Source organism: Paraperlucidibaca sp. (assembly GCF_982810325.1).
In genome coordinates, this window is record NZ_CEYEMI010000039.1 from 1 (window position 1) to 7,608 (window position 7,608).

The 7,608-nt window shown below is 53.2% G+C and carries 8 protein-coding genes; 5 read left to right on the plus strand and 3 right to left on the minus strand.

Annotated features, from left to right (window positions below; translation table 11 throughout):
* Positions 1 to 199 precede the first annotated feature (199 nt).
* From AC3DKE_RS10220 to AC3DKE_RS10230, 3 genes are all read left to right on the plus strand, one after another.
* Positions 200 to 661: an RrF2 family transcriptional regulator gene (locus AC3DKE_RS10220; protein ID WP_340675146.1), complete on the plus strand. Its 462-nt coding sequence runs from the start codon at positions 200 to 202 to the stop codon at positions 659 to 661.
* A gap of 110 nt (positions 662 to 771) precedes the next feature.
* Positions 772 to 1,272 (plus strand): thiol peroxidase, encoded by a 501-nt coding sequence (tpx, locus tag AC3DKE_RS10225; RefSeq protein WP_340675147.1) that lies wholly within the window; start codon positions 772 to 774, stop codon positions 1,270 to 1,272.
* A gap of 16 nt (positions 1,273 to 1,288) precedes the next feature.
* Positions 1,289 to 2,359, plus strand: coding sequence for a hypothetical protein (locus AC3DKE_RS10230; protein ID WP_487990614.1), 1,071 nt, complete (start codon positions 1,289 to 1,291; stop codon positions 2,357 to 2,359).
* On the opposite strand, the gene AC3DKE_RS10235 is transcribed toward AC3DKE_RS10230, so the two are convergent.
* From AC3DKE_RS10235 to AC3DKE_RS10245, 3 genes are all read right to left on the minus strand, one after another.
* A complete protein-coding gene (locus AC3DKE_RS10235) occupies positions 2,321 to 3,526 on the minus strand; it encodes a Bcr/CflA family multidrug efflux MFS transporter (protein ID WP_487990615.1) in 1,206 nt (401 codons plus the stop codon). The two genes, AC3DKE_RS10230 and AC3DKE_RS10235, sit on opposite strands and share 39 nt — an antisense overlap.
* The gene (locus AC3DKE_RS10240) at positions 3,523 to 5,034 is read right to left on the minus strand and encodes a DNA recombination protein RmuC (protein ID WP_487990616.1); all 1,512 of its coding nucleotides are present in this window, start codon (positions 5,032 to 5,034) and stop codon (positions 3,523 to 3,525) included. Before AC3DKE_RS10240 ends, AC3DKE_RS10235 begins: the two co-directional genes overlap by 4 nt.
* Before the next feature lie 75 nt (positions 5,035 to 5,109).
* A complete protein-coding gene (locus AC3DKE_RS10245) occupies positions 5,110 to 6,630 on the minus strand; it encodes a helicase HerA-like domain-containing protein (RefSeq protein WP_340675151.1) in 1,521 nt (506 codons plus the stop codon).
* 168 nt (positions 6,631 to 6,798) lie between these two features.
* On the opposite strand from AC3DKE_RS10245, the gene tusD reads away from it, so the two are divergent.
* Positions 6,799 to 7,194 (plus strand): sulfurtransferase complex subunit TusD, encoded by a 396-nt coding sequence (gene tusD, locus AC3DKE_RS10250; RefSeq protein ID WP_340675152.1) that lies wholly within the window; start codon positions 6,799 to 6,801, stop codon positions 7,192 to 7,194.
* 2 nt (positions 7,195 to 7,196) lie between these two features.
* Complete coding sequence (locus AC3DKE_RS10255) at positions 7,197 to 7,550, plus strand: DsrE family protein (protein ID WP_340675153.1); 354 nt, start codon at positions 7,197 to 7,199, stop codon at positions 7,548 to 7,550.
* Positions 7,551 to 7,608: the final 58 nt, after the last annotated feature.

A 7,608-nucleotide genomic window follows, 5' to 3' on the forward strand; every position in this document is an offset into this window, starting at 1 on the left:
CTTGAAAACCGGCGACCCGAAAGGGTTCGTGAGTTCGAATCTCACCGCTTCCGCCAAATTCGTAATACTTAAACGCCCTTCGGGGCGTTTTTTGTTTCTGGCTGATGATGCAGGAAACTATTCACGCATTAGCTAGCTGGCGACCTGAACCAAGGTCACCGCTATACTGGCTAGTCCAGCTCTAGCTAATGGTTACTGTATGCGTCTTACCCAGCACGCCGACTTCGCACTGCGTACGCTCATTTTTCTTGGCCTGAAGTCGCCGGAACAGCTCTCGACTATTCAAGAAATTGCTGAGGCCTACCAAGTTTCACGCAACCATTTGATGAAAGTGGTGAGCCGCTTAGTAGCGCATAACTACGTGGTGTCAGTGCGCGGTGCCGGTGGCGGTATTCGCCTAGCGAAAGCGCCCAATGAAATACTTATTGGCGACGTCGTGCAGCATATGGAGCCTGAGGATGGTTTGGTGGAGTGTTTGCGCGAAAACAATCAGTGCGTGATTACACCGGCCTGCTTATTGCCCGGCATGTTGATGCGCGCGCGTGATGCCTTTACAGCCGAGCTAAACAAGCAAACCCTGCAAGACATTCTGCCGTTTAGCCGGCGCCATGAGCTTAGTGGCTTATTGAATATCTCGCAGGCAGTTAAGTTTGCGACCTAGTCGTCAAATACTCCCGCATATAAAAGCACTTTGTCATCGATAATCACTGCCCAAACACTCCGCCTTTTGCTTTACTCTTAAGCCCCTCGTTTACTGCTTTGGAGTCACACATGGCCACGGTCACCTTGCATGGCAACCCTGTCAGCGTCAGCGGCAATCTACCTACCAACGGCCAAACAGCGCCCGATTTCTCGCTAGTCAAAGGCGACTTATCTGATGTCGGCCTTGCTGGCTTTGCCGGCAAACGTAAAGTGCTAAACATATTCCCCAGTGTCGACACACCAACGTGCGCAACTTCAGTGCGTCAGTTCAATAGCAAAGTCGCCGCCCTCAGCAATACCGTGGTGCTCTGCATTTCTGCCGACCTGCCATTTGCTCAAGCTCGCTTCTGCGGCGCTGAAGGCCTAGATGCCGTGGTGAACTTATCAACACTGCGTGGTGCTAACTTTCTCGCCGACTATGGCGTGGCTATTGCCGATGGCCCACTGAAAGGTTTGGCTGCGCGCGCCGTGGTAGTTCTGGATGAGAACAACCGCGTGTTGCACAGCGAATTGGTGCCTGAAATTGGCGATGAACCTAACTATGACGCGGCCTTAGCTGCTCTTGCCTAAGCTGAGTTCATAGCGCATGGCATCGATCCCGTTTGTTTTGCGCGCCGGCGCTTTAGCTCGCGCGCATATCGAGGCGAATGGCTTCGATGCCAACCAAGTCGCGGCACTTGGCGCACCGGCTGGTGGGCCTAAGTTTCTCATCTTAAAACACCTGGATGACTACTTGTTTGGTCCTTGGCTAGCTCATCGCCGCGAGCGTTTACCCGTGTTCGGCTCGTCGATTGGTGCCTTTCGCTTAGTCGCTGCGGCACACCAGGACCCTGCTGCTGCGCTTGATCGTTTAGTTGCGGCCTATAGCGCACAGCATTACGCGAGCAAGCCAGATGCCGCTGAAGTGTCACGGCAGGTTCGGCAAATCTTAGATAGCGTGTTGCAGACGGATGAGTTGGATCAGCTCATTGCACATCCCAAGTTGCATTTGCATTTGATCACCGCGCGTTGCAAAGGCTTAAGCGCACATCCGAAAGCTTGGTTGCAGGCGATTGGTTTAGGGCAGGCATTTCTGGCGAATTATCGCGGCCGCGACAAGCTTGCTCGGCATATGGAGCGCTGCGTGTTTCATAGTGGCGATGCTCCCTCGCCACTGCTAGACCGCGATGCCTTCACCACGCATTCGGTCGCGCTTACTGCGGAAAACCTTGCAGAAGCCACACTGGCTAGCGGCACGATTCCTCTACTTATGCGCTCGGTACGAGATATTGCTGGCGCACCCAAAGGCGCTCATATCGATGGTGGCATCGTCGATTACCATATGGATATGCCTTTAACTCCGGCAGAGCCTGGTCAGGCACCGATTTTATTTGTTCCGCATTATGAGTCGCGCTTGGTGCCGGGTTGGTTCGATAAAGGCATAGCTTCACGTCTGCCAACACAGGCAGACCGCCTTTTACTACTATCACCTTCGCCAGAGTTGATTGCCAAATTACCAGGCCAGGCCATTCCCAGCCGTAATGACTTCAAAACCTACAATGGCCGTGATGCTGATCGCCTAGTAGCTTGGCGCGCTGCCGTTGAGGCCAGCCGCGAAATAGCCGAAGCTTTTGCCGAGTTAAGTGACCGTGGTCGCCTGCTCGATGCCGTGCGGTAAAAACCGACTGCGAACGCAAGCTACGATGCCGCAGACTGCAATCACCATGCCCAATACCGCGGCATTATGACCCTGTAAGGCACTGACCACACTAGCTGCAACTGCACCGGAAACACTGCCGATAGTGCCGTAAAGTGCCGATGCTGTGCCCGCCTGCAACTTAAATGGCTCTAGCGCCAAGATCGTGGCATTTGGCAAAACAAAGCCCAAGCAGGCGGTGTAGATGGCTAACGGCGCGATCAGAGCCCAGAAGCCACCCCAGCCCGTATAGGCCAGCAACCCAAAGCAAGCCCCAGCAAACATTTGCAGCAATAGGCTGCGCTGCAACACAGTGCGCGGTGACCAAATGTCGAGAATGCGGCTATTGACCTGAGTCGCCATGATTAAGCAGAAAGCATTGGCGCCAAATAGCAGGCCAAACTGCTGAGCATCGAGGCCGAAATAGACCATGAAAACGAATGGCGAGGCGGCAATAAAGGCATAAAGGCCGGCCATGCTAACGCTGCTGGTGAGCGCGAAACCACGGAATTGATGTGAGGCTAATAATGAGCCATAGGCTCTTAAGCTAAGGCCAAGGCGTAAGGGTTGGCGATCAGCTACCGCCAGAGTTTCGGGCAGCTTTTTATGTAGCAGCCACAGCACTAAGCTGCCATAGAGCGCGAGCATGCCAAAGATGCTATGCCAGCCAAACCAGACTAAAAGCTGCCCGCCGAGCATCGGTGCGACCATTGGCGCCACACCCATCACCAGCATCATCGCGGCATACATTCGCGAGGCCTCAGCGCCTTCGAAGCTGTCACGTACCACGGCACGAGCAATCACTACGCCGGCACAAGCCCCTAACGCCTGCACAAAACGTAGGGCAATTAAAGTCTCAACCGTCGTCACCCACATGCAAGCTAGTGAAGTAATCGCAAATAGACCGATACCGAAATACAGCGGTGGTTTACGACCAAAACGATCGGCCAATGGGCCATAAAATAACTGGCCAATAGCAAAGGCGGCAAAAAATGACGCCAGCGTGAGCTGCAAATGCGCCGGATCGGTCATCAAAGACTTCTGTAAATCGGGCAGCGCCGGCAGATACATATCGATGGACATGGGCGCGAACGCCGTCAAGCTGCCGAGCATAAATACTAGTAATGGTGTGCGCGCTAGTGCGGTCATTCAGTGGGCTCGTTAGTGGTGTCGCCATTCGTTATATCGCGGTCAGCATCGTCGATATCAGACTCATCAAGCAAGGTTTGGCTGAGCTTTTTCTTCGGCGTGGTAATGCCTAATTTACGCAGCTTTTCGGCCTGACCTACTAGGTTGCCGCTGCCGGTTTTTAGCTGCTTAAAAGCGCTATCGTATGCCACTTGTGCCTGCGTAATACGCTCGCCAACCTTAGCTAAGTTTTCGCTAAAGCCAACGAATTTCTCATACAGATCCTTACCGCGATTAGCGATTTCTTGGGCGTTACGGGTTTGGTTTTCCTGCTGCCAAACATGCGCAACCATACGCATAACAAAGAGCAGCGTATTTGGGCTGACCAGTAAAATATTGCGCTTCCAAGCATCCTGCCAGAGTGCGGCATCACTGGTTGTTGCCAACAAAAACGCAGGCTCAATGGGCACAAACATCAGCACAAAATCTGGTGAATTGGTCGGGAAAATATCCTGATAATTACGCTCAGATAAGCCTTTAATATGCGCACGGATAGAGTCTAAATGCCGCTTCAGGGCTGCCTCGCGAGTGGCGTCATCGCTCGCATTGGCATAGTCCATATAGGCGTTTAGTGACATCTTCGCATCGATGATTAGGTGCTTATTATCTGGCAGATTAATGATGACATCGGGCTGAGCGCGCGTGCCGTCTTCGCGGGTATGGCTGATTTGCACTTCATATTGCTGGCCTTTAATTAGGCCTGAGCTTTGCAGCACTTGCTCCAAGACCATTTCGCCCCAATCACCTTGGGTTTTATTTTGGCTGGTTAAGGCATTGGTCAGTTGGTTGGCGCGTTGGCTGAGCTCTTGGTTTAAGTTCATCAGCGTGCGCAAGCTTTCCGTTAGCGCCGAACGCTGCTTGGTATCGTCGCTGTGTACCGCATCGACGCGAGTTTGAAACTCATTTAAGCGCGTCTTTAATGGCTCCAGCATCTGCCCCAAAGCCTGCTGATTTTGCTCGCTAAAGCGTTTCGATTTTTCTTCCAAAATGCTTTGCGCCAGTATTTCAAATTGCTGGCGTAAAGAGTTTTTCGCCTCATCTAGCAAGGCGAGCTTTTCTTGACTGATTTGACGCTCAGTCGCCAATCGCTCTTCGCCTTGGCGACGCTCGGCGGCGAGTTGCTGATCTTTAGATTCACGCTCGAAGGCAACTTGCTCGGCTTTGGTTTCGCGCTCAGCCGCCAGCTGCTGAGCATGCGCTTGGCGCTCAGAGGCCAGTGTTTGCGTGAGCGCGGCAACTTGCTCACGCAGCGTAATGTGTTGCGCCTGACTATCTTTAGCAACGGCTTCAGATGTAGCTAGTGCCTGCTCACTAGCACTCAGGCGAGCCTGCAAACCTTGCTCACGCTGCACGGCGTGAGCTTGTTGCAATGCCCATTCGCGGCGATGACCACGGCCAAGCAACCACCACAAGATGCTTGCCAACACCAAACCAATAGCGCTTCCTAACGCCAACGACACAATATCCATAAGCCTCTCTTAGTTAACTTTTTTGCGTTCTAAAGCGTGAGTTTGAGCGCCGCTAAAAACCGCTATCAAACAGCCCTAGCGGGACTTCGTAAATGAGCCCAATAATCCACGCAATAACTCATTGCCAACCTTACGGCCAATGGTAGAGCTAGCCGCACGCGCGGCGCTTTTGGCTGCACTTTCCCAGAAGCTATCGGGCTCGCGTACAGGACGCTTGTTAGCGGCTTTTTCAGCAGCTGCTTGCGCCTTGGCATTCGCAGTATCTGCCTTTGCTTGTGCCGCAGCTTCAGCATCTGCACGTGCCGACACCTCGGCATCTTGAGCCTTTTTCGTCAGTATTTCATAAGCCGATTCGCGATCTAAAGCCTGCTCATAGCGTCCAGCAAATGGCGAGCGCTGCATACTCAGCGCACGTTCTTCTGGCGTGATAGTGCCCATGCGCGAGCGTGGTGGGCGTACTTTAGCGCGCTCCACCGGCATCGGAATGCCGCCCTCGCCTAGGCATGACACGAGTGCTTCGCCAACACCTAAAGCAACAATAGCCTCAGCAACGTCGACACCCGCATTGGCACGGAAAGTTTCAGCCGCGGCGCGCACCGCCTTTTGATCTCGTGGCGTGAATGCGCGTAGCGCATGTTGCACACGATTACCCAGCTGGCCCAAGACGGCATCTGGTAAATCCAAAGGATTTTGCGTGATGAAATAAATGCCAATGCCTTTCGAGCGAATCAAGCGCACCACTTGCTCAATTTTATCGAGTAAGGCTTTCGGCGCGTCCTTAAAGAGCAAATGTGCTTCATCAAAAAAGAACACCAACAACGGCAATTCGGCATCGCCACGCTCAGGTAATGCCTCAAACAGCTCTGACAGCAGCCATAGCAAAAATGTCGAATACAAGCGCGGCTGCATAAACAACTTATTCGCCGCCAGCACATTAATGTGGCCACGGCCATCGAACGTGGTGCGCATGAAGTCGCTAAGCGTGAGCGCTGGCTCACCAAAAAATGCATCGGCGCCTTGCTGCTCTAGGTTAAGCAATGCTCGCTGAATCACACCCACACTGGCTTTACTGATGCTGCCGTAGGTCGAACCGATAGCATCTGGTGAATCACTGGCTAGCTGCAATAACGAGCGTAAATCTTTGAGGTCGAGAAGGAGTAGCTGATTATCATCGGCATAGCGAAACAGCACGCTGAGCACACCTTCTTGAGTGTCATTGAGCTCTAACATGCGCGCCAATAATAGCGGGCCCAAATCTGACACCGTGGCACGCACTGGATGGCCTTGCTCGCCAAAGACATCCCAAAACACAACCGGATACGCCTGCGTTTGGAAGCCATTCATGCCGGTTTTTGCGGCACGCTCTGCCAATTTTGCATTGCTCGCATCGCCTGCCTGCGAAAGACCTGCGACATCGCCTTTGATATCAGCGAGAAACACCGGCACGCCAAGGTCTGAAAAGCCTTCCGCTAAAATCTGCAAAGTGACGGTTTTACCTGTGCCTGTTGCGCCAGCCACCAAGCCATGACGGTTGGCGTATTTTGTTAGCACGCTGCAGCGCTGCTCACCTTGGCCAATCAATACTTCTGCGCTCATGCCTCGCTCCTATTGCTCAAGCTTAAAACGGTTATTTTTATAACGCGCCAAAAAGCATCTTTGCCGGCGTATGTGTAAAAGTTAGTTCGGCATTCTAAAGCAACACGCCTCAGCCGCACGCGCAATCGGGTATGCTATGGGCCTGCTTGATGATGCGATGTGATCGTTATGCGCTTGAGTTTACTCATTACTGCCGCTCCCGACAGCGAAACTGCCCACCATGCGTGGCAATTTGTTGAAGCCGCTCTAGCAGCCGGCCATCACATCGTGCGCGTGTTTTTTGCCGATGCCGGCGTGCTTCATGGCCAAGCCCTGAGCACACCGCCGCGTGACTTCCCTAGCCTTTGCCAACGCTGGCAAACACTTCAGCAACGCGCCGACCTCGACCTTGTGCTCTGCGTTTCGGCAGCGCTGCATTACGGCGTGCTCGATGATGCCAACGCCAGCAGCTGGGAACAGCCGCACAGCAGCATTGCCGATGGCTTTGTTATCAGTGGCTTAGGCCAACTCGCTGAGGCGCAGCTGCAAAGCCAACACCTCGTAACTTTCCCTGGTCCGGCTTAATCATGCGTATTTTATATATCGCCGCCAGCGACCCTTACGCCAGCCAACGCGCACAAACCTTACTCGATGCATTGCTGGTCGCCGCCAGTTTTGGTGCGCAAGTGAGTTTGTTATTTCAAGGTCATGGGCTGCTGCAATTACTCCCTGACCAAGAGGCGGCATTGATTGATCGCCGCAGCCTAAGCGCTCAGCTAGATGCTTTGCCTTTGTTTGATGTGGAGGCGATTTATGCCGACCGCGCAGATGCTCAGCGCCTGCATATCGATGCCAACTCTAGCCGTGTTGATGTGCAATGGTTGGAGCCAGAAGCCATTGCTAGCTTAATTGCCGCGCATGATCAGGTGATTCGTTTATGAACGGCCTTTTATGGAGGTTTGCTCATGAGTACATTTTTATGAGTGCCTTTTCATGAGC

What these genes read in the sequence shown, in the direction of transcription:
- AC3DKE_RS10220 (WP_340675146.1), top strand. Translation starts at nt 200, where the DNA reads ATGCGTCTTACCCAGCACGCCGACTTCGCACTGCGTACGCTCATTTTT.
- tpx (WP_340675147.1), top strand. Translation starts at nt 772, where the DNA reads ATGGCCACGGTCACCTTGCATGGCAACCCTGTCAGCGTCAGCGGCAAT.
- AC3DKE_RS10230 (WP_487990614.1), top strand. Translation starts at nt 1,289, where the DNA reads ATGGCATCGATCCCGTTTGTTTTGCGCGCCGGCGCTTTAGCTCGCGCG.
- AC3DKE_RS10235 (WP_487990615.1), bottom strand. Translation starts at nt 3,526, where the DNA reads ATGACCGCACTAGCGCGCACACCATTACTAGTATTTATGCTCGGCAGC.
- AC3DKE_RS10240 (WP_487990616.1), bottom strand. Translation starts at nt 5,034, where the DNA reads ATGGATATTGTGTCGTTGGCGTTAGGAAGCGCTATTGGTTTGGTGTTG.
- AC3DKE_RS10245 (WP_340675151.1), bottom strand. Translation starts at nt 6,630, where the DNA reads ATGAGCGCAGAAGTATTGATTGGCCAAGGTGAGCAGCGCTGCAGCGTG.
- tusD (WP_340675152.1), top strand. Translation starts at nt 6,799, where the DNA reads ATGCGCTTGAGTTTACTCATTACTGCCGCTCCCGACAGCGAAACTGCC.
- AC3DKE_RS10255 (WP_340675153.1), top strand. Translation starts at nt 7,197, where the DNA reads ATGCGTATTTTATATATCGCCGCCAGCGACCCTTACGCCAGCCAACGC.